19 protein-coding genes are annotated in these 23,985 nt (G+C 65.5%); 15 read left to right on the top strand and 4 right to left on the bottom strand.

What is annotated here, in order from left to right:
- Positions 1-61: 61 nt before the first annotated feature.
- From tssJ to tssG, 3 genes are read right to left on the bottom strand one after another with little or no spacing between them, the layout of a single operon-like run.
- On the bottom strand, positions 62-844 hold the full coding sequence (tssJ, locus tag KDB76_RS18045; protein WP_038409795.1) for a type VI secretion system lipoprotein TssJ: 783 nt from the start codon (positions 842-844) through the stop codon (positions 62-64).
- Positions 841-1,410 carry an FHA domain-containing protein gene (locus tag KDB76_RS18040; protein WP_038409794.1) on the bottom strand — a complete coding sequence of 190 codons (570 nt, stop codon included), beginning with the start codon at positions 1,408-1,410 and terminating at the stop codon, positions 841-843. Before KDB76_RS18040 ends, tssJ begins: the two co-directional genes overlap by 4 nt.
- Positions 1,407-2,417: a type VI secretion system baseplate subunit TssG gene (gene tssG / locus KDB76_RS18035; RefSeq protein ID WP_023663128.1), complete on the bottom strand. Its 1,011-nt coding sequence runs from the start codon at positions 2,415-2,417 to the stop codon at positions 1,407-1,409. Before tssG ends, KDB76_RS18040 begins: the two co-directional genes overlap by 4 nt.
- A gap of 343 nt (positions 2,418-2,760) precedes the next feature.
- Between tssG and KDB76_RS18030 the strand changes: the two genes are divergently transcribed.
- From KDB76_RS18030 to KDB76_RS18020, 3 genes are read left to right on the top strand one after another with little or no spacing between them, the layout of a single operon-like run.
- A complete protein-coding gene (locus KDB76_RS18030) occupies positions 2,761-3,429 on the top strand; it encodes an ABC transporter ATP-binding protein (RefSeq protein WP_013973089.1) in 669 nt (222 codons plus the stop codon).
- Entirely contained in the window at positions 3,426-5,888 is a 2,463-nt protein-coding gene (locus tag KDB76_RS18025; protein ID WP_013973088.1) for an ABC transporter permease, read from the top strand. Before KDB76_RS18030 ends, KDB76_RS18025 begins: the two co-directional genes overlap by 4 nt.
- Positions 5,878-6,933 (top strand): lipocalin-like domain-containing protein, encoded by a 1,056-nt coding sequence (locus KDB76_RS18020; RefSeq protein ID WP_013973087.1) that lies wholly within the window; start codon positions 5,878-5,880, stop codon positions 6,931-6,933. The genes KDB76_RS18025 and KDB76_RS18020 overlap by 11 nt, the downstream gene beginning before the upstream one ends.
- 145 nt (positions 6,934-7,078) lie before the next feature.
- Here KDB76_RS18020 and KDB76_RS18015 read toward each other — a convergent pair whose 3' ends face one another.
- The gene (locus KDB76_RS18015; protein ID WP_013973086.1) at positions 7,079-7,825 is read right to left on the bottom strand and encodes an enoyl-CoA hydratase; all 747 of its coding nucleotides are present in this window, start codon (positions 7,823-7,825) and stop codon (positions 7,079-7,081) included.
- A gap of 102 nt (positions 7,826-7,927) precedes the next feature.
- Between KDB76_RS18015 and KDB76_RS18010 the strand changes: the two genes are divergently transcribed.
- The 12 genes from KDB76_RS18010 (at position 7,928) to KDB76_RS17955 (ending at position 23,960) form a co-directional block, all read left to right on the top strand.
- The gene (locus tag KDB76_RS18010; protein WP_013973085.1) at positions 7,928-8,572 is read left to right on the top strand and encodes a TetR family transcriptional regulator C-terminal domain-containing protein; all 645 of its coding nucleotides are present in this window, start codon (positions 7,928-7,930) and stop codon (positions 8,570-8,572) included.
- A gap of 75 nt (positions 8,573-8,647) precedes the next feature.
- Complete coding sequence (locus KDB76_RS18005; RefSeq protein WP_013973084.1) at positions 8,648-9,364, top strand: response regulator; 717 nt, start codon at positions 8,648-8,650, stop codon at positions 9,362-9,364.
- On the top strand, positions 9,361-10,137 hold the full coding sequence (locus KDB76_RS18000; protein ID WP_013973083.1) for a transporter substrate-binding domain-containing protein: 777 nt from the start codon (positions 9,361-9,363) through the stop codon (positions 10,135-10,137). Before KDB76_RS18005 ends, KDB76_RS18000 begins: the two co-directional genes overlap by 4 nt.
- Positions 10,134-12,386: a hybrid sensor histidine kinase/response regulator gene (locus KDB76_RS17995; protein WP_024087324.1), complete on the top strand. Its 2,253-nt coding sequence runs from the start codon at positions 10,134-10,136 to the stop codon at positions 12,384-12,386. Before KDB76_RS18000 ends, KDB76_RS17995 begins: the two co-directional genes overlap by 4 nt.
- 217 nt (positions 12,387-12,603) lie before the next feature.
- Positions 12,604-14,010 (top strand): amino acid permease, encoded by a 1,407-nt coding sequence (locus KDB76_RS17990; protein WP_013973081.1) that lies wholly within the window; start codon positions 12,604-12,606, stop codon positions 14,008-14,010.
- Positions 14,011-14,350: 340 nt separating this feature from the next.
- Positions 14,351-15,145, top strand: coding sequence for an enoyl-CoA hydratase-related protein (locus tag KDB76_RS17985; RefSeq protein ID WP_013973080.1), 795 nt, complete (start codon positions 14,351-14,353; stop codon positions 15,143-15,145).
- A 33-nt stretch (positions 15,146-15,178) separates the two neighbouring features.
- Positions 15,179-16,339, top strand: a complete 1,161-nt coding sequence (locus KDB76_RS17980; protein WP_013973079.1) for an acyl-CoA dehydrogenase family protein — start codon at positions 15,179-15,181, stop codon at positions 16,337-16,339.
- 17 nt (positions 16,340-16,356) lie between these two features.
- A complete protein-coding gene (locus tag KDB76_RS17975; protein ID WP_038409793.1) occupies positions 16,357-18,474 on the top strand; it encodes an acetate--CoA ligase family protein in 2,118 nt (705 codons plus the stop codon).
- A complete protein-coding gene (locus KDB76_RS17970) occupies positions 18,467-20,074 on the top strand; it encodes a 5-guanidino-2-oxopentanoate decarboxylase (RefSeq protein ID WP_013973077.1) in 1,608 nt (535 codons plus the stop codon). The genes KDB76_RS17975 and KDB76_RS17970 overlap by 8 nt, the downstream gene beginning before the upstream one ends.
- Before the next feature lie 34 nt (positions 20,075-20,108).
- Positions 20,109-21,338 (top strand): alanine racemase, encoded by a 1,230-nt coding sequence (gene alr / locus KDB76_RS17965; RefSeq protein WP_013973076.1) that lies wholly within the window; start codon positions 20,109-20,111, stop codon positions 21,336-21,338.
- 23 nt (positions 21,339-21,361) lie between these two features.
- Positions 21,362-22,552: a pyridoxal phosphate-dependent aminotransferase gene (locus KDB76_RS17960; protein WP_013973075.1), complete on the top strand. Its 1,191-nt coding sequence runs from the start codon at positions 21,362-21,364 to the stop codon at positions 22,550-22,552.
- Positions 22,545-23,960 carry an aldehyde dehydrogenase family protein gene (locus KDB76_RS17955; protein ID WP_013973074.1) on the top strand — a complete coding sequence of 472 codons (1,416 nt, stop codon included), beginning with the start codon at positions 22,545-22,547 and terminating at the stop codon, positions 23,958-23,960. The genes KDB76_RS17960 and KDB76_RS17955 overlap by 8 nt, the downstream gene beginning before the upstream one ends.
- The last annotated feature ends 25 nt before the right edge of the window (positions 23,961-23,985 follow it).

Here is a 23,985-nt window from a genome sequence, read left to right as displayed (position 1 = left end):
GTCTGTTTGTTCCGGTGCCTGGTCCGGCCTTCACAGGATGCTCATTTCTTATTTGGACGGATCATTTGTCACGACGGTATTCACTGTCTTGCCTGAGTTCAACGGTGTTGTTCTCGAAGTGAACGTGTACGGTATGGTTGTAACCGCGTGACTGGATGCGTACTGCATCTTTCCAGCGGCCCTTGGAGTTATCGCCCAGGCGAGCAACGACGGCGATGTAGCGGGTGCGCTCGTTGATTTCTTCGTGTTCGATGAACTTGAACTGGCCAGGGGTCAGACGGTAGTCATCGATGCTGATCAGCGTGGTACCCAGCGCTTTATCCAGGTCTTCTTCGACTTGCTCATAAGTGGCATCCAGCAACAACGAATCGTCACGGAGCTGAAGTACCTTGAAAACGATGGATGACGGGGCCTGGTGTTGTGATTGCAGGTCGAGTTCCTCAGGCAAACCGGTTTGGGGCGTTGCGTAACTGGCCAATGCCGCAGGCGCCTTCGGCCCGACGATGGCTTGCTTGCCCTCGACAGAAGCGGGGTAGTTGCGGTGCAGCTGCTCCGCCAGTGAGCTCAGCTTGTCAGTCAACTCGACAGGACTTGTGCCGCTGAGGTTGGCCACCAGCTGTTCCGGGTGGCCATGCAGCGGTATTTGTTCGCCTGAATCTGTCGGTTCGAGGCTGACAGGCGCAGGCGCGTCTGCGGCGTAGAGGCTCAGCGCCAGGTGGCTGATTTCATTGTTGGCGCCACCGACTGGCAAAGACGGATCCATCGCCACCTGGTAGATCTTGCTGATCGAAGTACAGCCACTGATCGCCAGGCAGGCCAGTAGCAAACCTACAGGCTTGTTCATTGCACCTCCTTGCCGAATATTTCGACTATGGCCGGGTCAACTCGGGCTTGTGCGGCCCTGTCCAGATAGGCCAACGGATCAAGCTCATCCACAGGCCCAGGCATTGAGGTTTGGAAAAATCCGGCGATATCCGTAATCGGTACGCCAAGTATCTGCAGCGGGCACATCTGCTGATTAACCCCCAGCTCGCAGAGTGGGTCTCTGCCGGTATGCGGCTCCGGCTCTACCTCGTCCTCGCCCAGGTGTATGGCAATCTGATAGTCACCCATCTGCAGTCTGTCGTTGTGCCTGAGGCGGATAGGCGTACCCGAAAGCAACTGGGAGTCACTGCCATTCATGAAACTTTTGCCGCTGTGGTCAATGATGCAGAAATGGCCTTCATGCCAGCCGATTTCGCAGTGCACCGGCAGGATGCGAACGCCCCGATCATGCAGGCGCCAAGCACCTTGACTGCCGATGGAGCCGCCAGCCCGATCGAAGCGATGCCGCGGTTCGCTGCCTTGCAAGAGTTTTTCCGGGTTGAGGACGGTGAGCGTGATGCTGGAGGGGAGAACATTTGTACTCATGTGCGTACCGTGATGCGAACAGGGGGAGGCGTGGGGTCATTGCGGTTGGCGATGAAGCTTGTCCAACCGAGGTGGGTGCCATGCGCGGCCCGTAGGCTGAAGGGTGGGGCTTGCTCGGCGCACATGCGTAACTCCAGGTCATAGGCCCCGACATCACGGAGCAGGAACTCCACCAGCCGCGCCAGCCTCTGGTAGTTGTCACCGCTGGGCAGGAATTCGCGGAACTGCTGCTGATCCAGGCCTGCGATCACAATGGTGAACTTGCTGCTGCGTGACTCGATGCTGTCGCCAACCAGGAAGTTGTTGCCGAGTTGGTAGTTTCTGGCCCCCAGGCAGTTGCGTTGGGAAGTGGGAATGGACACGGTGCGCTTTTCGAATTCGCGGATGGCAACCTGCTGGAGGTCGAAGCAATGCGCGATCATGCCGGCTACCATGCCGGGGGAGCGGCTGCGGCTGGCGATCATTCCCACGAAACTGAGCAAGCGGCTCCAGGGTAGCGGCGTAGCGCCGCGGAGTGCTGAGTCGTCAAGGCCGATCAGGGCGAAGACATAGCGGGAGAAACCGTCCTTCGCGCCCGGTTGGAAGCGTACGTAGTAGCGGTACTTGCGCCATCCTTGATGGAGCAGGGTATGAAGGCGATGGTTGAAGAAATTGAGGAAAGCCGGGCGTAAACCGATGCCGTGAGCGTTCTCGTAGGCGATCTCGTCAAGGTAGTAAGTGGGCAATGGCGAGTCTGTGCCATGCAGGCCCAGAAAACTTGCCTGGATGCGGTAGCGGTCGTCCTTCAAGCGATTGGCGCGCAACACATCGGCAACAGGGAAAGACAGACTGGGGGACACTTCCAGCCGTAATCGGCGTCTCGTCTCTCGAGCAAGTGGGCGTTGTTCCAGATCGTCGTCGTGTACGTGATACAGCAATTCCAGTAGCTGGAAATAGGCGTACTGGTGGGCGCTTTCCAAAGCGATATCGACCTGGCCAGCGGCGTGCGGAACTACTGGTTTTTCCATGGTTGAGTCTCTTGCCGTAACTAACGGGTGCGAAGTGAATGCTGGTCGTAGTCGATAGTTTCTGATTCAGGTCATTGTTTTTTCGTTTGAAAGTGGATATCGACCAATAAAAAGAACTTTCTGTAGGAAGTGTCTTTTTTTATTGGCGCGGGGCTGTTTATATTGACTTTTCGGTAAGGCTTTCAGGGTCGTGGAATTAATAAGTTCATCGAGAGTTGAAGCTGGATACCGCTTTTCGAATAGAGTCGGAAATTGCTTTATCGAGGAAAACGACGAGTGTTCGTTCACACCGCCATGAACCTGCTATTCCTAAGAAGACCCCTGAACCCACCAAGGCCCGTCGATGCTGGTCATCGAAAACCTCCACAAATCATTCCCCACCCCCCAAGGCCCGCTTCCGGTACTGCAGGGCGTCGACCTGCGCCTGGCGCGCGGCAGCAGCCTGGCGCTGATGGGCGAGTCGGGTAGCGGAAAGAGTACCTTGCTGCACCTGGTGGCCGGCCTGGACCGTGCCGACAGTGGCCGCATCCTGATCGACGACACCCCGCTCGACAGCCGTTCCGAGGCGTCGCTGGCGTTGTGGCGGCGGGAGGGCATCGGCCTGGTGTTCCAGCAATACAACCTGATCAGCAGCCTGGACGTGGGGGCCAATCTTGCGTTCCAGGCCCGGCTGGCCGGTCGGCATGATCCCGATTGGCTGGCCTACCTGGCGCAGCGCCTGGGTTTGGCGGATTTGCTGGCGCGTTACCCGGAGCAATTGTCTGGCGGCCAGCAACAGCGGGTCGCCATCGGCCGCGCCCTGGCCGGGCGCCCGGCCTGGTTGCTGGCCGACGAACCCACCGGCAGCCTCGATGAAACCAGCAGCGATGAGGTGTTGAGCCTGCTGTTGCAGCTGGTCGCCGAGGCTGGCAGTGGGGTGCTGATGGTGACCCACAGCCCGCGGCTGGCAGCGCGCCTTCAGCAGCGTTGTTACCTGCAGGCCGGCCGCGTGCGGCCCGAGCAGGGCGGATGAGGCTGCTATCGCTGGCCCTGCTCGCGCTGCTCAGCCACTGGCGGCGCCATCGCGTGCAGTTTTTCAGCATCTTCACCGGCCTGTGGCTGGCCACGGCGCTGTGGACCGGCGTGCAGGCGCTGAACAGCCAGGCACGCAGCGACTATGCCCGGGCCAGTGCGGTGCTGGCCGGGCCGTTGCAGGCGCAACTGGTGCCGCGCCGTGGCGAGCGCTTCGACCAGGCACTGTACGTGCAGTTGCGCAGGCTGGGCTGGGCGGTGACGCCGGTACTGGAAGGGCGCTTGCGCTTTGCTGGTGAGCCGGCGCGCAGCGTGCGGTTGATCGGCATCGAGCCGTTGAGCCTGCCGCCGGCCAGCAGCATCGCCGGTGTGCAGCCCGGAACGTTCGATCTGCAGGCCTTTGTCGGCATGCCCGGGCAAGCCTGGGTCGGGTCAGACACCTTGCGCCAGCTGAATGCAGGCCCCGGGGCGTCAGTACGCGACAGCGAAGGGCAACTGCTGCCGCCGTTGGTTCTGCAGCCAGCGCTGGCCCCGGGGTTGATCGTGGTGGATATCGGCCATGCCCAGGCGTTGCTGCATGCACCCGGGCAGTTGTCGCGCCTGCTGGTGGCCGGCACGCCGAGGCCGTTGCCGGCGGATATCGCGCCTTACCTTGAGCTGCAACCCCGGCAGGACGATGGCGGCTTGCAGCGGCTGACCGACAGTTTCCACCTAAACCTGACCGCCCTTGGCCTGCTGGCGTTTGTCGTCGGCCTGTTCATTGCTCATGCCGCAATCGGTTTGGCACTGGAACAGCGGCGCGGCCTGATTCGCAACCTGCGCGCCTGTGGCATCAGCCTGCAAACCCTGCTGTGCGCCTTGGTGCTGGAGCTGGGGCTGTTCGCGGTGCTGGGCGGCCTGGCCGGCGTGGCCAGTGGTTACGGGCTGGCCGCGTGGTTGCTGCCCGATGTGGCCGCCAGCTTGCGCGGCCTGTATGGCGCCCAGGTCGCCGGGGCGCTGAGCCTGCCCGCAGGGTGGTGGCTGATGGGCGTGCTGGTGAGCGTGCTGGGGGCGCTGCTGGCGGGTTTGGGTAGTGTACTGCGTGCGGCGCGGTTGCCGTTGCTGGCGCTGGCACAACCTCAGGCATGGCGGTTGGCCCAGGGGCCCTGGCTGCGGCGCCAGGCCCTGGTGGCCGGCCTGTTGCTTTTGCTGGCCCTGGGCTGTGGCGTGCTGGGCGACAGCCTGCCCAGCGCGTTCGGCCTGCTGGCAGGCTTGCTGCTGGCGGCGGCGCTGCTGCTGCCGGCCTTGCTCGACCGGGTGCTGGCCTGGCTGGCGCGCCATTGCCGGCGGCCTTTGTCGCAATGGTTCGTCGCCGACAGCCGCCAGCAACTGCCGGCCCTGAGCCTGGCGTTGATGGCACTGTTGCTGGCGCTGGCGGCCAGCGTCGGCGTGGGCAGCATGACCGAGGGCTTTCGCAAGACCTTTGTCGGCTGGCTTGACCTGCGCCTGTCCGCCGACCTGTATGTCACCCCAAGGGACTCCGCCCAGGGCTTGCAGATAGCCGAGTGGCTTGGGCAGCAACCTTCGGTGAGTGTGGTGTTGCCCGGCTGGCGTGTGGAAACACAGCTGCAGGGCTGGCCGGTGCAGCTCCAGGGCATCGTCGATCATCCCGTCTATCGCACTCGCTGGCCATTGCTGGCGCAGCAAAAGCAGGCCTGGCAACAACTGGCCGCCGGGCAGGCCGTGATGCTCAGTGAACAGTTGGCCAGGCGACTGAAGCTGCAGCTGGGCGATCGCCTGAGGCTGCCCGCAGACACTTCGCCAGCCCTGAGTGTTGTGGGCATCTATGCCGATTACGGCAACCCCAAAGGGCACATGCTGGTCAATGCCGGCTGGCTGCGCGGGCATTGGCCACAGGCAACCCTGACCGGGTTGAGTGTCGATCTGGTGGGCGATCAGGCGTCGGCGCTCGAGGCTGCATTGCAACAGCGCTTCGCCCTGGACGACAGCCGTGTGGTCGAGCAGGCGCGTCTCAAACGCTGGTCGACCGACGTGTTCAACCGCACCTTCGCCGCCACCGCCGCGCTCAACAGCCTTACCCTTGGCGTGGCAGGCGTGGCGCTGTTCATCAACCTGCTGACCCTGGGCCAGACCCGCCTGGGCCAGCTGGCGCCGCTGTGGGCACTGGGTGTGTGGCGCACGCACCTGGTGTGGCTGAGCCTCGGGCAGACACTGCTGCTGAGCAGCCTTACCGTGCTGCTGGCGATACCGCTGGGCATCCTGCTGGCCTGGTGCCTGGTCGCGGTGGTGAACGTGCAGGCATTCGGCTGGCGTTTGCCGCTCTACGTGTTCCCTGCGCAACTGCTGCACCTGGCGGTGCTGGGCATGCTTACCAGCCTGTTGGCCAGCGCGTGGCCCTTGTGGCAGCTGGCGCGTCGCCAGCCGCGCGAACTGTTGAGGCCGTTTGCCGATGAAGCGTAGCGCCTGGCTGTTGCTGTGTGGGTTGCTGGGCGGCTGTGATCAGCCCGCCGAGCAAAGCTATGCCGGGCTCGGGCAGCAGGCGGGTGAATTCAGCCAGGTACGGCGCGGCCATCGCCTGGAATTTCCGCGTGACCATGGGGCCCACGATGGCTTTCGCATCGAATGGTGGTATGTCACCGCCAACCTCCAGGACTTCCAGGGGCAGGACTGGGGCGTGCAGTGGACGCTGTTTCGCTCGGCCCTGCGCCCAGGCCCCGAGACTGCCGGCTGGAACAGCCCGAACCTGTGGATGGGGCATGCGGCGCTGACCGGCCCCGGGGGGCATCGGTCTGGCGAGACCTTGGCGCGCGGGGGTATCGGCCAGGCTGGCGTGCAAGCCCAGCCGTTTCGGGCGTGGATCAATGACTGGTCGTTGCAGGGCAGCAGTGGCATCGAGCATCTGCAAATGGTCGCCGGTGGTGACGGCTTTCGCTATGACCTGCAACTGCACAGCGATCGGCCCTTGGTGCTGCACGGGGACCAGGGCTACAGCGAGAAGTCCGGCAAGGGGCAGGCTTCGTACTATTACAGTCAGCCGTTCTATCGGGTGAGTGGGGAAGTGCAGCGTGGCGGCCAGTGCATTGCCGTCACCGGCCGGGCCTGGCTGGATCGGGAATGGAGCAGCCAGCCGCTGGCTGCCGGGCAGACGGGTTGGGACTGGTTTTCCCTGCACCTGGACAGTGGCGCCAGGCTGATGCTGTTCCAGGTGCGCGAAGTGCAGGGGGAGGCGTATCGCGCCGGGACCTGGGTTGGCCCGCAGGGTGAAGTGGTGGTGCTGCAGGGGGCGCAGATCCAGCTACAGGCGCTGGCCTGGGCTCGGCAGAAGAACGGCAAGCAGGTGCCGACGCGATGGCGGGTGCAGGTGCCGGGGCATGGCGTGGATGTGCAGGTCGAGGCTGTGGAATCGCAGGCCTGGATGGATACACGGTTCCCGTATTGGGAGGGGCCAGTGCGCTTGACCGGGAGTGCGGGTGGCCGTGGGTATCTGGAGATGACCGGCTATTAGCAATCCTGGGGGGCTGAGCTTTCCTGGGGCTGTGTTGCAGCCCATCGCCGGCAAGCCCGCGGGTGCAGCGTTGATCTCGAGGTTGTCGCTGTACCTGTGGGAGCGGCCTTGTGTCGCGAATGGGCCGCAACGCGGCCCCAGGTTTTCAATCTTTGATCAACCCTCGCAATACCGCTCGCGCTTCTTCAGTGCGCAAGCACTCGATGAACAACCGGGCCTCCCGCGCCACTGTCGCCTCGAGCTCGGCCCGCTGGCCGTCCTTGAGCAGCCGCTTGCTGATGCGCAGCGCCGCCTGCGGGTAGCCTTGCAGCTGCCGCGCCAGGCGCCGGGCAGCTGCCAGGCACTGTTCACCGTCGTCATGCAGTTCATTGGCCAGCCCCCAGGCCACCATCCGTTCACCGTCGAGCAACTCGTTTGCCAGCAGCAGGCGAGCCGCCCGGGCAGGGCCAAGCAAACGCGGCAGCAGCAGGCTGGAACCAAACTCTGGGCACACGCCCAACGGCGCGAAAGGGATGCGCAGCTTGGTCGTTCGGCTGACCAGCACCTGGTCGCAATGCAACAGCAAGGTGGCACCGATGCCGATCGCCGCGCCACTGACCGCGGCAATCAGCGGTTTGTCCAGGCCCATCACCACCCGCATCAGGCGGAACACCGGGCTGTCCAGGTCGGCAGGCGGGTTGTCGAGGAAGTCGCGCAAGTCATTGCCGGCGGTAAAGCACTGCGGCCCACCGGTGATGATGATGGCTTCGACATCAGGGTCTTCACCTGCTGCCAGCAGCAGGTCGCCCAGCTGTTGGTACATGGCGGTGTTCACGGCATTGAGCTTGTCGGGGCGGTTGAAGGACAGGGTCAGCAGGCCCTGGTCCAGGTCACGTGTGATCAGGTCGTTCATGGCAGCCGTTTTTGTTGTTGTGGGCAAGGTTGGCAAGGGTTTATCACGCAGTCCGGCTTGTTGTACAGTCGTTCAGTCCAGCCCCTAGCCCGAGAGCCGCCGATGAACCAGGAAGCCCGCTACCACCGCATGCTGCCGGAATTGCGCAAAGCCAACCTGGTCGAGGCGACCCTGGTTTGCCTCAAGCGCCATGGCTTTCAGGGTGCGTCGATCCGCAAGATTTCGGCAGAAGCCGGGGTTTCGGTCGGGTTGATCAGCCATCACTACGCCGGCAAGGATGAGCTGGTGGCCGAAGCCTACATGGCGGTCACCGGTCGGGTGATGGGCCTGCTGCGCGAGGCCATGGCCCAGGCCGCGCCCAATGCCCGCGAGCGGCTGTCGGCGTTCTTCCGTGCCTCGTTCTGCGCCGAGCTGCTCGACCCGCAGTTGCTCGACGCCTGGCTGGCGTTCTGGGGCGCGGTGAAGACCGCCGATGCGATCAATCAGGTGCATGACCATTCCTATGGTGAGTACCGCAATGAGCTGAGCGGGCTGCTGGCCACGCTGGCCGGGGAGGAGGGCTGGCAGGGCTTCGATGCCGACCTCGCGGCCATCAGCCTGAGCGCCTTGCTCGATGGCCTGTGGCTGGAGTCGGGGCTCAACCCCGGTACCTTCACCCCCGACCAGGGCGTGCTGATCTGCGAGGCCTGGGTCGATGGCCTGCAGGCCGGTGGCCGGCGTCGCTTCAGCCTGCCGGAGGGCTGTTGATCGCCTGTTCAGTAACGAGTAGGCTGCTGTCGCGAGTGTGTAGAACAAACCAATAAAAAAAAGAGACGACACGCAATGACGCCTCGGGTATTGATCGTCGATGACGATCCGCTTATTCGTGACTTGCTGCAGGCCTATCTGTCCCAGGAAGGCTATGACGTGCACTGCGCCGACACCGCGGAAAAGGCCGAAGCACTGCTCGGCAGCCAGGATGTCGACCTGGTGCTGCTGGACATCCGCCTGCCCGGCAAGGACGGCCTCACCCTGACCCGTGAGCTGCGGGTACGTTCGGAGGTCGGCATCATCCTCATCACCGGCCGCAACGACGACATCGACCGTATCGTCGGCCTGGAATGCGGCGCCGACGACTACGTGATCAAACCGCTCAACCCCCGCGAACTGGTATCCCGCGCCAAGAACCTGGTCCGCCGTGTGCGCCATGCCCGCGAGGTGCACCCGACGCCGGCCTGCGCGCAATCGCTGAAGCAGTTCGCCGACTGGGCGCTGGACACCGACCGCCGGCGCCTGATCGACGCCCGTGGCGGGCAAACCCTGCTGACCCATGGCGAGTTCCAGTTGCTCAGCGTGTTCCTGCGCAACAGCGGCCACACCCTCAGCCGCGACCAGTTGATGGACCAGATCCGCAACCGCGAGTGGGTGCCCAACGACCGCTCCATCGACGTGCTGGTCGGCCGCCTGCGGCGCAAGCTGCACGACGACCCGGCCGAGCCCCAACTGATCATCACCATCCACGGCACCGGCTACCTGTTCACCGCCAGCGTGGCGGCATGACCCGCAGCGCCTGGGTGCTGGCCTTGGCATTGTTCGCTGTGCAGGCCAGTGCAAAGCAGCCGGTGCGCTATTGCGATTACCCGGTGTACCCGCCGATTTCCTGGAGTGACGGCCACCAGGTGCGCGGCCTGGCCCCCACCGTGGTGCGAGAGCTGTTCGCGCGCATGGGCTACGAAGTGCAGACCGTGGTGCTGGGCAACTGGAAGCGCTGCCTGATGGACGCCGCCGCCGGGCGGGTGGACGTGGTGCTGGCCTACAACAGCGACCAGCGTGACCAACGCATGCGCTTTTCCACGGTGCCGGTGGTGCGCGAGGAAGTGGCGGTGTTCTACAACCGCCTGCGGCCGGTGCAGTTCCAGCGCCTGGAAGACCTGGCCAGTTACCGCGGCGGCCTGCTGTACGGCGAAAGCTACGGCGCCGACTTCGACCGCTTCGTCGCCCGCCACCAGAACATCGAACGGGTTTCGTCCAGCCAGCAGAACTTCGGCAAGCTGATCCGTGGGCGCATCGACTACGTGATCCAGGAGCGGCGCACCGGCCAGCTGTTCATCGAAAAGCTGCCCGGGGCGCAGGACATCCGCGTATTGCCCACGGCCCTGAGCGTGGACTACCTGCGCGTCGCGATATCACGGCAATCGCCCTTGAGCCAGCATATGGACGAAATAGACGCGCAGTTGCTGCGCATGAACCAGGCCGGCGAGATCGAGCGCTGGCTGGAGCAGAGCGAAGTGACCTACCGCGACATGGTCAACCTGCCGGCGGACTCCCGATGATCCGCCTGCGCACCGATGGCTTGCTGCGCCGCCTGCTGCTGTTCATCCTGCTGTTCAGCCTGTGCTTTACCGTGCTGGCCAGCTCGGTGCAGCTGTACTTCGAATACCGCCGCGAAATGCGCGATATCGAGGCGCGTATGGCGCTGATCCGCGCCGGTTACCTGGCCAGCCTGGAGCGCAGCCTGTGGGACCTGGATGAGGCACAGCTGGATACACAATTGCGCGGCCTGGTGGACTTTTCCGATGTCGCCCGGGTGCGTCTGGTCAGTGACGATTTCCAGATGCTGCGCGGCCTCGCCGAGCCCAAGGGGCCGCTGCGTATCGAACGTTTCCCCCTTGATTACCAGCCGCCCTCGGGGCCGGCCAGGCACCTGGGCGAGCTGGAAGTGAGCATCGACCTGGGCGCGGTGCACCGGCGGCTGTATGCCACTGGCCTTGCCAGCCTGCTTTGGATGGGCGTGTTCCTGTGTGGCCTGGCGGTGGCGCTGTCGGGGCTGTTCTACCGCCTGGTCACCCGCCACCTGCAAGTGATGGCCGAGTTCGCCCGGCGTATTGGCGCCGGCCAATGGCAGGAACCGTTGCGCCTGGGGCGCCGCCCGTCAACGCGCCCGGACGAGATCGACACCGTGGCCAATGCCCTGGATGACATGCGCCGCGCCATCCTCAGTGACATCGAACGCCGCGAGCGCGACCGCCTGGCGCTGCAGGACAAGCGCGACGAACTGCAGGCCATGGTCGAGCGGCGTACCGCCAGCCTGGCCCGGGCCAAGGACGAGGCCGAAGCCGCCAACCTGGCCAAGTCACGCTTCCTGGCGACCATGAGCCATGAGCTGCGTACCCCGCTCAACGGCATTCTCGGCATGGCCGAGCTGCTGCGCGGCGGCCGGCTGGAGGCGGCCGACCGCCAGCGCGTCGAGGCCTTGTACAAGGCCGGCGAGGGGTTGCTGGCGATTCTCAACGAGGTGCTGTATTTCGCCCGGCTCGAGGAGGGCGAGAGCCGCGCGGAGCTGGTCGGTTTTTCGCTACGCCAGTTGTGCCAGGAAGTGCTGGCGCTGCTTGAACCCATGGCCCGGGACAATGGCGACACCCTGCAGCTGGATATCGACGAGCAATTGGCCGATTACCAGCACGGTGCCGAACAGTACCTGCGCCAGGTGCTCAGCAACCTGCTGGCCAATGCCATCAAGTTCACCGAACAGGGGCAAGTGCGGCTTGCGGTGCAGGTACTGGCCAGTGACCAGGGCTCGCAGCGCGTGCAGGTGTCGGTCAGCGACAATGGCATCGGCATCGAGCCGGCTGTGCAGGCCAGGGTCTTCGACCGCTTCGTCCAGGCCAGCGAGGCGGTGGCCCGGCGCTACGGCGGCACCGGCCTGGGCCTGGCGATCTGCAAGCACCTGGTGGAAAAACTGGGGGGCTGCATTGGCCTGGACAGCGTGCAAGGGCAGGGCAGTCGCTTCTGGTTCGAGCTCGACTTGGCCCGCGGGCAGCCAGTGCTGGCCAGTTCACCAGCCCCGTCGCCCATGGCCAGCCTGGACATCTTGGTGGTCGAAGACGTGGCACTGAACCGCGAGGTGGCCGGCGGTTTGCTGCTGCGCGATGGCCACCGGGTGAGCTTTGCAGAAGACGCCGTGCAAGCCTTGCAGGCCTGCGCACAGCGGCGCTTCGACCTGATCCTGCTCGACGTGCATCTGCCCGGCATGAGCGGGGTGGAGCTGTGCCGGCAACTGCGTGCCACGCCCGGGCCGAACCGCCATAGCCGGGTCCTGGCACTGACGGCTGGCGTGCAGCCGGGGCAAGTCCCAGGCTACCTGGATGCCGGCATGCAGGGAGTGCTGGCCAAGCCCCTGCGGCTGGACAACCTGCGCCAGGCGCTGGCCGAAGCGGCGCCTGCTGAAGTGGTTGGCGTCGACGCGACAATGGACTGGTCGTTGCTGGACACCCATCGCTCGCTGCTGGGTGAACAGAAGCTGCAAGGCCTGTTGAAGGTGCTGCGCCAGTCGCTGGAACATCACGCCACGGCGTTGGCCGAGGCGCTGCCGGCCCAGGACTTTACCGAAGTGCTGCACCTGGCCCACCGCCTGGCCGGCAGTTGCGATTCCCTGGGCTTTTGTGGGCTGGCTGCGTTGTTGCGTCGCCTTGAGGACGCTGCCCGGCAGCATGACGAACAGGCATTGAAAGCGCTCGCCGCGCCGCTGGCCACCGAGCTTGCCCAGGCCCGCGCCACTCTGGAACAGTTGATCCAGAGCTGACGTACAAAAACCTTACGACTTTTTACATCTTCGATCCGTTCGTTCAACGGCACCTTACATCCGTTTCCAATAATCCAAGGCAACCGTGTTGCACGCGGTCCATGAGGCTTATTGGAGACAAGAATAATGACATGCCGTAGCGCTCAGCCCCTCCTTCCCAACACACCGTGCGGCACCCCCGCGTGGTATGGCACCGGCCGCAAAGGCGAGGTGCGCCATGACTGACAACCGCGAAAAGATCCAGCTCACCCGCGCGCTGAAAAGCCGGCACATCTTCATGCTGTCGCTGGGCGGGGTGATCGGCACCGGGCTGTTCATGGGCTCGGGTGTGACCATCAACCAGGGTGGCCCGATAGGCGCGATCCTGGCCTACCTGGTCGCGGGTTTGCTGATGTACCTAGTGATGGTCTGCCTGGGCGAGCTGTCGGTGCAGATGCCGGTGTCCGGTTCGTTCCAGGCCCACGCCACCAAGTTCATCGGCCCGGCCACCGGCTTCATGATCGGCTGGGTGTACTGGATGAGCTGGGCCACCACCGTGGGCCTGGAGTTCACCGCCGCCGGCATGCTGATGACCCGCTGGTTCCCGGAGGTGCCGATCTGGTATTGGTCGGCGCTGTTCGTGGTCGTGCTGTTCGGCCTCAACGCCCTGGCCACCCGTGCCTTCGGCGAGGCGGAGTACTGGTTCTCGGGGATCAAGGTGGCGACCATCCTCGGCTTCATCATCATCGGCCTGTTGGTGATCTTCGGCGCCATCCCGCTGAGCAGCGGGGCGCCAGCACCGATGCTGGACAACCTGGTGGGCGAGTCGCTGTTCCCCCATGGCCTGTCGGCGGTGTTCGCGGTGATGATGACCGTGGTCTATGCCTTCCAGGGCTGTGAAATCATGGGGGTGGCGGCCGGCGAGACCGAGCACCCGGAAAAGAGCATCCCGCGGGCCGTGCGCAACGTGGTGTTCCGCGTGCTGATCTTCTACGTACTGGCGATTGCCGTGCTCTCGGCCATCGTGCCGTTCGAGCAGGCCGGGCTGATGGAAAGCCCGTTCGTGCAGGTGTTCGACATGGTGGGTATTCCCTTTGCCGCCGACCTGATGAACTTCGTCATCCTCACCGCCATCCTTTCGGTGGGCAACTCCGGGCTGTATGCCTCCACGCGCATCCTCTGGGCCATGTCGAAGAGCGGCATGGCGCCGAAAAGCCTGTCGCCGCTGAGCAAGCGTGGCGTGCCGTTGCGTGCGCTGAGCATCACCCTGTGCTTCGCGCTGATCTCGCTGATGACCAGTTTCATTGCCGCCGACACTCTGTTCATGGTGTTGATGGCGGTGAGTGGCATGTCCGGCACCGTGACCTGGATCGTCATCGCCCTGGCGCAATACCGCTTCCGCAAGGCCTACCTGCGAGATGGTGGGCAACTGCAGGACCTGAAGTACAAGGCGCCGCTGTACCCGCTGGTGCCGCTGCTGTGCATCACCCTGTGCAGCTCGCTGTTCGTGTTCCTGGCGCTGGATGAAACCCAGCGGCCGTCGTTGTACTGGGGCTTTGGCTTCATTGCCCTGTGCTACGCGGCGTACTTCTTCGTCAACCGCCGTCGGCAGGGGGCCTTCGAGCCGAGCGTGCCAGGGGTCTGAGGTTTCAATCTCGGGGGCTGCTACGCAGCCCATCGCGACGCAAGGCCGCTCCCACAGGTACCGCGCAGACCTGAAGTCTGCGAATGACTTGTGGGAGCGGCCTTGTGTCGCGAAAGGGGCGCAAAGCGCCCCCAGCAATCCGTCAGTTGTACAAAGTTGTAACAACCACCTCCTATCTCAACCTTGATACAACAAATAAAGCTAATAAAAACAACGATATATATCGTTTTCAAGCGTTGTTACAGCCCCATCCCCGCCCAATTGCCGCCTTGTTGAACACTCGTTTAGTATCTCCCTCATCAAGCCCTCTCAAACCATCACAACAACACCGAGGCCCCCCATGACCACCCCGTCGTCGTCACTGTTGAGCAAGGTCGAAGCCGGCGTTGCCTGGATCACCCTCAACCGCCCCGAGCAGCGCAATGCGCTGGACATCCCCACCCTCAAGCAACTGCACGCCCTGCTGGAAACCTGCAACAGCGACCCGACCGTGCGCGTGGTGGTGCTGACCGGCAGCGGCCGCAGCTTCTGCGCCGGTGCCGACCTGGCCGAATGGGCCGCGGCCGAGGCCCAGGGCACCCTGGAAAGCTACGGCTGGACCGAAACCGCCCACGCCCTGATGTTGCGCCTGCACAGCCTCGACAAGCCCACCATCGCTGCCATCAACGGCACCGCCGTGGGCGGTGGCATGGACCTCAGCCTGTGCTGCGACCTGCGCATCGCCGCGGCCTCGGCGCGCTTCAAGGCCGGCTACACCAGCATGGGCTACAGCCCCGATGCCGGTGCCAGCTGGCACCTGCCACGGCTGATCGGCAGCGAGCAGGCCAAGCGCCTGTTGTTCCTCGATGAACTGTGGGGTGCCGAACGTGCCCTGGCGGCCGGGCTGGTCAGCGAAGTCTGTGCCGACGAGCAACTGCCCGCCGTGGCCGCCGAGCTGGCCGGGCGCCTGGCCAACGGCCCCACCTTCGCCTACGCGCAGACCAAGCGGCTGATCCGCGATGGCGCGCGGCGCACCCTGGCCGAGCAGCTGGAGGCCGAGCGCCAGGCCGGCCTGCTGTGCGGCCGCAGCCAGGACGGTGCCGAGGCACTGCAAGCCTCGGTGGAGCGACGCGCACCCCGTTTTACCGGCCAGTAACCCGATAACCGACCCTCACCAGGACCTTCGCAGATGAATTTCCAACTGACCCAAGAACAAGAAATGTTGGTGGAAGCGGTACGCAGTTTTGTCGCCAAGGAGCTGCTGCCCCATGAGGAGGCGGTGGACCGCGCCGATGCCGTATCGCCCGAGCTGGCTGCGCAGATCCGTGGCAAGGCCATCGCCGCCGGGTTCTATGCCTTCAACATGCCCGAGGAGGTCGGCGGCGGTGGCCTGGACTATCTGTCCCAGGCGCTTATCGAGCGCGAACTGTCCAAGGTGTCCTGGGCCTTGCACGTGTTCGTCGCGCGGCCATCGAAAATCCTCATGGCCTGCAAGGACGAGCAGATCAACGACTACCTGTTGCCCTGCGTGCAGGGCGAGAAGATCGACTGCTTCGCCCTCACCGAGCCGGGCGCCGGCTCCGATGCCAACGCCATCAAGACCCGTGCCGTGCGCCAGGGTGACGACTTCGTCATCAACGGCAGCAAGCACTTCATCAGCCATGCCGGCCACGCCGATTTCGCCATCGTCTTCGCCGTCACCGACACCTACGAGCACAACGGGCGCAAGCGCAACGCGGTAACGGCCTTCCTGGTCGACCGTGGCACGCCGGGCATGACCATCCGCCGTGGCCCCAAGTGCGTGAGCAACCGTGGCTACCACACCTACGAGCTGTTCTTCGACGACTGCCAGGTGCCGGCCAGCAAGGTGCTGGGCGAGGTCGGCAAGGGCTGGGAGGTGGCCAACGCCTGGCTCACCGCCGGCCGGGTGATGGTCGCCGCCAACTGCGTGGGCCAGGCCCAGCGTGCCCTCGACCTGTCGCTGCAATGGGCCGCCGACCGCAAGCAGTTCGGCCAGGCCATCGGCAGCTACCAGGGCGTGTCGTTCAAGCTGGCCGACATGGCCACGCAGATTCGCGCTGCGGAAATGCTCACCCTGCACACCGCCTGGAAGATGGACCAGGGCAGCATGACCGACGGTGAGGCCGGCATGGCCAAGCTGTTCGCCAGCGAGGTGCTGGGCAAGGTTGCCGACGAAGCCGTGCAGATCTTTGGCGGCATGGGCCTGATGGATGAAGGGCCGGTCGAGCGCATCTGGCGCAACGCACGCATCGAGCGCATCTGGGAAGGCACCTCGGAAATCCAGCGGCACATCATCGCCCGCGAACTGCTGCGCCCGCTGCTGCGCTGAACGCCAGGAGAACACCCATGTCGCATTCGATTCGTGACAACCTCAAGCGCCTGCTGGCCCCCCGGCACCTGGCCTTCGTCGGCGGGCGCAGCATGGCGCGGGCGCTGAAGCGCTGCGCCGAAGGTGGCTTTGGTGGCGAGCTGTGGCTGGTCAACCCGCAGCATGACAGCCTCGAAGGCATTCCCTGTGTAGCACGTGTGGCCGACTTGCCCCATGCCCCGGACGCGGTGTTCATCGCCACCAACCGCGAACTGACCCTGCAGTGTGTTGCCGAGCTGGCCGCACGCGGCGCCGGTGGCGCCATCTGCTATGCCTCGGGCTTTGCCGAAAGCGGCGAAGAGGGCCGCCAGCTGCAGCAGCGCCTGCTCACCGCCGCCGGCAACATGGCCTTGCTCGGCCCCAACTGCTACGGCCTGCTCGACTACCTGCACGGCGCTGCCCTGTGGCCGGTGGCCCATGGTGGCCAGCAGGTGGAGAAGGGCGTGGCGATCCTCACCCAGAGCGGCAACTTCGCCTACAACCTGTCGATGAGCGACCGATCGCTGCCGGTGGCCTACATGGCCTCGGTCGGCAACCAGGCACAACTGGGCGTGGCCGAGCTGATGGACGTGCTGCTCGACGACCCACGGGTAACCGCCATCGGCCTGCACCTGGAAGGCCTGAAGAACGTGCCGGGCTTCGCCCGTGCTGCCTGCAAGGCATTGCAGCAGGGCACGCCGATCATTGCGCTGAAGACCGGCGTTTCGCAGATTGGCGCCGAACTGGCGCTCAGCCACACCAGCTCGCTGTCCGGCTCCGATGCCTTGTACGACAGCCTGTTCCAGCGCCTGGGCGTGATCCGCGTCAGTGGCCCGGTGAGCTTCGTTGAAACCCTCAAGGCCGCCGCCTGTGGGCGCCTTCCGGTGAATGGCGAGCTGATCGCCCTGGCCTGCTCGGGTGGCGATGCCGGCTTGATCGCCGACTATGCCGAGCGCAACCAGCTGGTCCTGCCGAAGCTCGAACAAGGGCAGGTGGCGCAGTTGGCCGAGGTGCTGCCGGCCTATGCCAACCTGGTCAACCCGCTGGACTTCACCACGGCCATCTGGGGTGATGCAGCGGCCTTGCAACGCATGCTCGACAGCACCCTGAGCGGCGCAGCCGACGCGGCCATGCTGGTGCTGGACTACCCGGCGGCGTTCACCGGCGAACGCAAGGAATGCGACCTGCTGCTGGCGCTGTACTGCGATGTACTGGAGCGCCACGGCAAGATCGGCTTCGTCACCTCGGCATTCCCGGAGCTGTTGCCCGCCTGCGCGCGCGAGCGTTTGCACGCGCGTGGCATCGCCGCCCTGCAGGGCGTGGAGGATGGCCTGGCAGCCTGGGGCCGCATCGTCACCTACCAGCGCAACCGCCAGCGGCTACTGGAACAGGGTGAGGCCGCGCGGGTGCCGCTGTGCCCGAAGGCCATCGCGGGCGAGGGCCAGCTGCTGGACGAATGGCAATCCAAGCAAGCCCTGCGTGCCTTCGGCCTGCCGGTACCGGCAGGGGTGCTGAGCACACCCGAGCGCGCCGTGGCAGATGCCGCCCGCGTCGGCTACCCGCTGGTACTGAAGGCGGTCAGCGCGCAACTGCCGCACAAGACCGAAGCCGGTGCGGTGGCGCTGAACCTGCGCGATGCCGCCGCCCTCGAGGGTGCGCTGGTGCAGATGCGCCAGCGCATCGCCGCCTACGCCCCGCAGGTAGCGTTCGACCAGGTGCTGCTCGAACCGATGGCCGAGCCGCCGCTGGCCGAACTGATCGTCGGCATCAAGCGCGAGCACGACTTCGCCCTGGCCCTGGTGATCGGTGCCGGTGGCGTGCTGGTCGAGCTGCTCAAGGACAGCGTCAGCCTGTTGCTGCCGACCACCGACGATGCCATCCGCAGCGCGCTGCTCGGCCTACGCAGTGCCAGCCTGCTGCAAGGCTTCCGTGGCCGCCCGGCCGCCGACCTCGACGCACTGGTTGCGGCTATCCGCGCGGTGGCCGACTACGCCTGCGAGAACGCCGGGCAACTGCTGGAGCTGGATGTGAACCCATTGATGGTCGGTGCCCACGGCACCACCGCGGTCGACGCGCTGATCCGCCTCGGCCAGGCGCAAGGAGAACGAAATGAATAAGCACACCCCGACCGCCGGCCAGGCGTTGGTGCGCCTGCTGGCCAACTACGGCGTGGAGACGGTTTTCGGCATCCCCGGCGTGCACACCCTGGAGCTGTACCGCGGCCTGCCGGGCAGCGGCATCCGCCATGTGCTGACCCGCCACGAGCAGGGCGCCGGCTTCATGGCCGACGGCTATGCACGGGTAAGCGGCAAACCGGGGGTGTGCTTCGTCATCACCGGCCCGGGCGTGACCAATGCCGCCACCGCCATCGGCCAGGCCTACGCCGACTCCATCCCGATGCTGGTGATTTCCAGCGTCAACCACACTGCCAGCCTGGGCAAGGGCTGGGGCTGCCTGCACGAAACCCAGGACCAGCGCGCCATGACCGCGCCGATTACCGCGTTCTCCGCCGTGGCCCTGCGCGGCGACGACCTGCCCGAACTGATCGCCCGCGCATGGGCTGTGTTCGACAGCGAACGGCCGCGCCCGGTGCACATCTCGGTGCCGCTGGACGTACTGGCCGCACCGGTCAGCCGTGACTGGAGCAATGAGGTAGTGCGCCGTCCCGGGCGCGGCCAGCCTTGCCGCGACATCCTCGACCAGGCCGCCATGAAACTGGCCGCCGCCAAGCGCCCGATGATCATTGCCGGCGGAGGGGCATTGCACGCGGCCGAGCAGCTGCAGCAGCTTAGCACTCGGCTGGCAGCGCCATTGTTCACCAGCGTGGCCGGCAAGGGCCTGCTGCCAGCGGACGCGCCACTGAATGCCGGCGCCAGCCTGTGCGTCGAGCCCGGCTGGCAGCTGATCAGCCAGGCCGACGTGGTGCTGGCAGTAGGTACCGAAATGGCCGACACCGACTTCTGGCGCGAGCGCCTGCCGATCAGCGGCGAGCTGCTACGCGTGGACATCGACCCGCGCAAGTTCAACGACTTCTACCCCTGTGCCATAGCGCTGCACGGGGATGCCCGGCAAACCCTGGCCGGCCTGCTCGAGCACCTGCCAGCGCTGGATCGTGACCCGGCCCAGGCCAGCGAAGCCGTGGCCAACCTGCGCCAGGCCATTCGCGGCGGGCATGCGCCACTGCAGGCCGTGCACCAGGCGATTCTCGACCGCATTGCCGCCGTGCTGCCCGACGATGCCTTCGTCAGCAGCGACATGACCCAGTTGGCCTACACCGGCAACTACGCCTTCGCCAGCCGGGCGCCGCGCAGCTGGCTGCACCCCACCGGCTACGGCACCCTTGGCTATGGCCTGCCGGCCGGCATCGGCGGCATGTTCGCCAGCGACCATCGCCCAGGCCTGGTGCTGGTGGGCGACGGCGGCTTCCTCTACACCGCCCAGGAGCTGGCCACGGCAGTCGAAGAACTGGACCGGCCACTGGTCGTGCTGTTATGGAACAATGACGCCCTTGGCCAGATCCGCGACGACATGCTCGGGCTGGACATCGAGCCGGTCGGCGTACTGCCACGCAACCCGGACTTCATCGGCCTGGCCCGCGCCTTTGGTTGCACGGTGCGCCAGCCGCGTGACCTGGACGCGCTGCAGGCCGATCTGGCCAGCGGTTTCGCCACCCCCGGCGTCACCTTCATCGAACTCAAACACACCTGCGTCTGCTAAGCGGCAGACACCACGAACAACAAGAGAAATCACCATGCAATTTAGCCGTACCCTCCTGGCTGCATCCCTCGCTCTGCTGATCACTGGCCAGGCCCCGCTGTACGCCGCACCGCCCCTGTCGATGGACAACGGCACCACCGCCCTGACCGCGCAGAACAGCAACGCCTGGGTCGAAATCAGTGCCGGCGCACTGCAACACAACATCCGTACCTTGCAGGCCGAGCTGGGCGGCAAGTCCAAGCTGTGCGCCGTGCTCAAGGCCGACGCCTATGGCCACGGTATCGGCCTGGTCATGCCGTCGATCATCGCCCAGGGCGTGCCCTGCGTGGCGGTGGCCAGCAACGAGGAGGCACGCGTGGTCCGCGCCAGCGGCTTCACCGGGCAACTGGTGCGGGTACGCCTGGCCAGCCTCGGCGAAGTGGAAGATGCCTTGCAGTACGACATGGAAGAGCTGGTTGGCAGCGCCGAGTTCGCCCGCCAGCTCGATGCCATCGCCGAACGCCACGGCAAGACCCTGCGCATTCACATGGCGCTCAATTCCAGCGGCATGAGCCGCAACGGCGTGGAAATGACCACCTGGTCCGGCCGGGGTGAAGCGCTGCAGATCACTGACCAGAAGCACCTCCAGCTGGTCGCGCTGATGACTCACTTCGCCGTGGAAGACAAGGACGATGTGCGCAAAGGCCTGGCAGCGTTCAACGAACAGACCGACTGGCTGATCAAGCACGCGAAGCTTGATCGCAGCAAGCTCACCCTGCATGCCGCCAACTCCTTCGCTACGCTGGAAGTGCCGGAAGCGCACCTGGACATGGTGCGTACCGGTGGCGCGCTGTTCGGCGACACCGTGCCGACGCGCACCGAATACCAACGTGTCATGCAGTTCAAGTCGCACGTGGCGGCGGTGCACAGCTACCCGGCAGGCAACACCGTCGGCTACGACCGCACCTTCACCCTGGCGCGTGATTCGCGCCTGGCCAACATCACCGTGGGTTACTCCGATGGCTACCGCCGGGTGTTCACCAACAAGGGCCATGTGCTGATCAACGGCCACCGAGTGCCAGTGGTGGGCAAGGTGTCGATGAATACCTTGATGGTCGATGTCACCGACTTCCCCGATGTGAAAGGGGGCAACGAAGTGGTGCTGTTCGGCAAACAGGCCGGGGGGGAGATCACCCAGGCCGAGATAGAAGAAATCAACGGCGCGTTGCTCGCCGACCTCTACACCGTATGGGGCAGTTCCAACCCGAAGATTCTCGTCGACTGAACTGCCAATGAAGGGAGATTGCCATGCGCTACGCCAAGCTCACTCAACACATCGCCGGCGACGGGGCTGCGGCCTGGGACATCCACTATCGCGCCCTGGCGCTGCAGGCCGAGGGTAGGGATATCCTGCTGCTTTCGGTGGGTGACCCGGACTTCGACACCCCCGCGCCGATCGTCGAGGCGGCCATCGACAGCCTGCGTTCGGGCCACACCCATTACGCCGATGTGCGCGGCAAGCTGGCGCTGCGCCAGGCCATCGCCAACCGCCACCGCCAGCGCAGCGGCCAGGCCGTCGATGCCGACCAGGTGACGGTGCTGGCGGGGGCCCAGTGCGCGCTGTACTGCGTGGCCCAGTGCGTGCTCGACCCGGGTGACGAGGTAATTGTCGCCGAGCCCATGTACGTTACCTACGAGGCGGTGTTCGGGGCTTGTGGCGCCAAGGTGGTACCGGTGCCGGTCAAGCCGGAGAACGGCTTTCGCGTGTGCCCGCGTGACGTGGCCGCGCGCATCACCCCGCGCACCCGCGCCCTGGCCCTGAACAGCCCGCACAACCCCTCGGGGGCGAGCCTGCCGCGCGCCACCTGGGAGGCGCTGGCCGAGCTGTGCATCGCCCACGATCTGTGGTTGATCTCTGACGAGGTGTATAGCGAGCTATTGTACGACGGCGAGCATGTCAGCCCTGGCAGCCTGCCGGGCATGGCCGAGCGCACCGCCACCCTCAACAGCCTGTCGAAGTCGCATGCCATGACCGGTTGGCGGGTGGGCTGGGTGGTCGGTTCGACCGAACTTGCCACCCATCTGGAAAACCTCGCCCTGTGCATGCTGTACGGTTCGCCGGACTTCATCCAGGACGCCGCCGTGGTGGCACTGGAGCAGCAGCTGCCGGAACTGGATGTTATGCGCGAAGCCTATCGCCAGCGTCGCGACCTGGTGTGCGAGCAGTTGGCCGACTGCCCGGGCATCAAGGTGCTCAAGCCCGATGGCGGCATGTTCGTGATGGTCGATATCCGCGAGACCGGCGTATCTGCCCAGACCTTTGCCGACTACCTGTTGGACAGCCAGGGCGTGTCGGTGCTTGCCGGCGAAGCGTTCGGTCCCAGCGCTGCCGGGCATATCCGCCTGGGCCTGGTGCTGGGCAATGCGGCGCTGATCGATGCCTGCCGACGCATCGCCTACTGTGCCGACGAACTGAAACGGGACTACGGCCATGCGTGAGTATGCGCGGCTGTACATCGACGGCGCCTGGCAGGTACCGAGCGGGCAGGGCATGGCCGAGGTGATCGACCCGGCCACCGAACAGGCCATCGGCCGGGTGCCGCTGGGCGCCGAGGCCGATGTCGAACGGGCGGTCATGGCCGCGCGGCGGGCCTTCGATGGCTGGTCGCGCACGCCGTCCAGCGTACGTGCCGGCTATATAACGGCGCTGGCTGCACAGCTGAAAAGCCGCGCGGCGGAAATGGCCTCGGTCATCACCGACGAGTTGGGCATGCCGGTGCAGTGGTGCCAGGCGGTACAGGTGGAGGGCCCGATTGCCGGGCTGGAGCAGTACGCCGAACTGGCCGGGCTGATGGATGAGGTGCGCGAAGTCGGCAACTCGCTGGTGTACCGCGAAGCCGTTGGCGTGTGCGCGTTCATCAACCCGTGGAACTACCCGCTGCACCAGATGGTCGGCAAGCTGGCGCCGGCTCTGGCCGCCGGCTGCACGGTGGTGGTCAAGCCCAGCCAGGAAACACCGCTGCATGCGTTCCTGCTGGCCGAGATGATCGAGGCCATCGGCCTGCCGGCCGGGGTGTTCAACCTGGTCAGCGGGCCGGGGGCCAAGGTTGGCGAGGCCCTGGCCCGGCACCCGCAGGTGGACATGGTGTCGTTCACCGGCTCCACCGGCGCCGGGGTGCGCGTGGCACAGGCGGCCGCGCCGACGGTGAAGCGGGTGTGCCTGGAGCTGGGCGGCAAGTCGCCGCTGCTGATCACCGCCGACGCCGACCTGCACGCGGCGGTGCGCCATGGCGTGCAGGACGTGATGATCAACTCGGGGCAGACCTGCACGGCCCTGACCCGCATGTTGCTGCCGGCCAGCCGCTACGCCGAGGCGCTGGAGATTGCCGAGGCCGAGACCCGTGCGCTGGTCATGGGCGACCCGCGTGACCCGGCCAGCTTCCTCGGGCCGATGTGTTCGGCAGGCCAGCGGCGCACCGTGCTCGACTACATTCGCCTGGGCCAGGAAGAGGGCGCGCGCCTGCTGTGCGGCGGTGATACGCCAGCCGGCTTCGAGCGCGGCTTCTACGTGGCGCCGACCTTGTTCGCCGATGTCGACAACCGCATGCGCATCGCCCAGGAGGAAATCTTCGGCCCGGTGCTGTGCCTGATCCCCTATGCCGACGAGGCCCAGGCGCTGGCCCAGGCCAACGATTCGCCGTTCGGCCTGTCCAGTGCGGTGTGGGCCGGTAGCCGTGAGCACGGCCTGGCCCTGGCGCGGCAGATACGCGCCGGGCAGTGCTTCATCAACGGTGGCGGGTTCAACTACCAGGCACCGTTTGGTGGCTACAAGCAGTCGGGCAACGGGCGCGAGTGGGGCGAGGAGGGCCTGGCCGAGTTCGTCGAGGTGAAAGCGGTGCAGTGCTGAGCACAGCTGGAAGACAACCTGTTTT

It is taken from the genome of Pseudomonas sp. JS425 (assembly GCF_018223845.1).
Classification (GTDB): Bacteria; Pseudomonadota; Gammaproteobacteria; order Pseudomonadales; family Pseudomonadaceae; genus Aquipseudomonas; species Aquipseudomonas asiatica.
The sequence above is the reverse complement of the archived record's forward strand: the minus strand, read 5'-3'. Positions and strand labels throughout refer to the sequence as shown.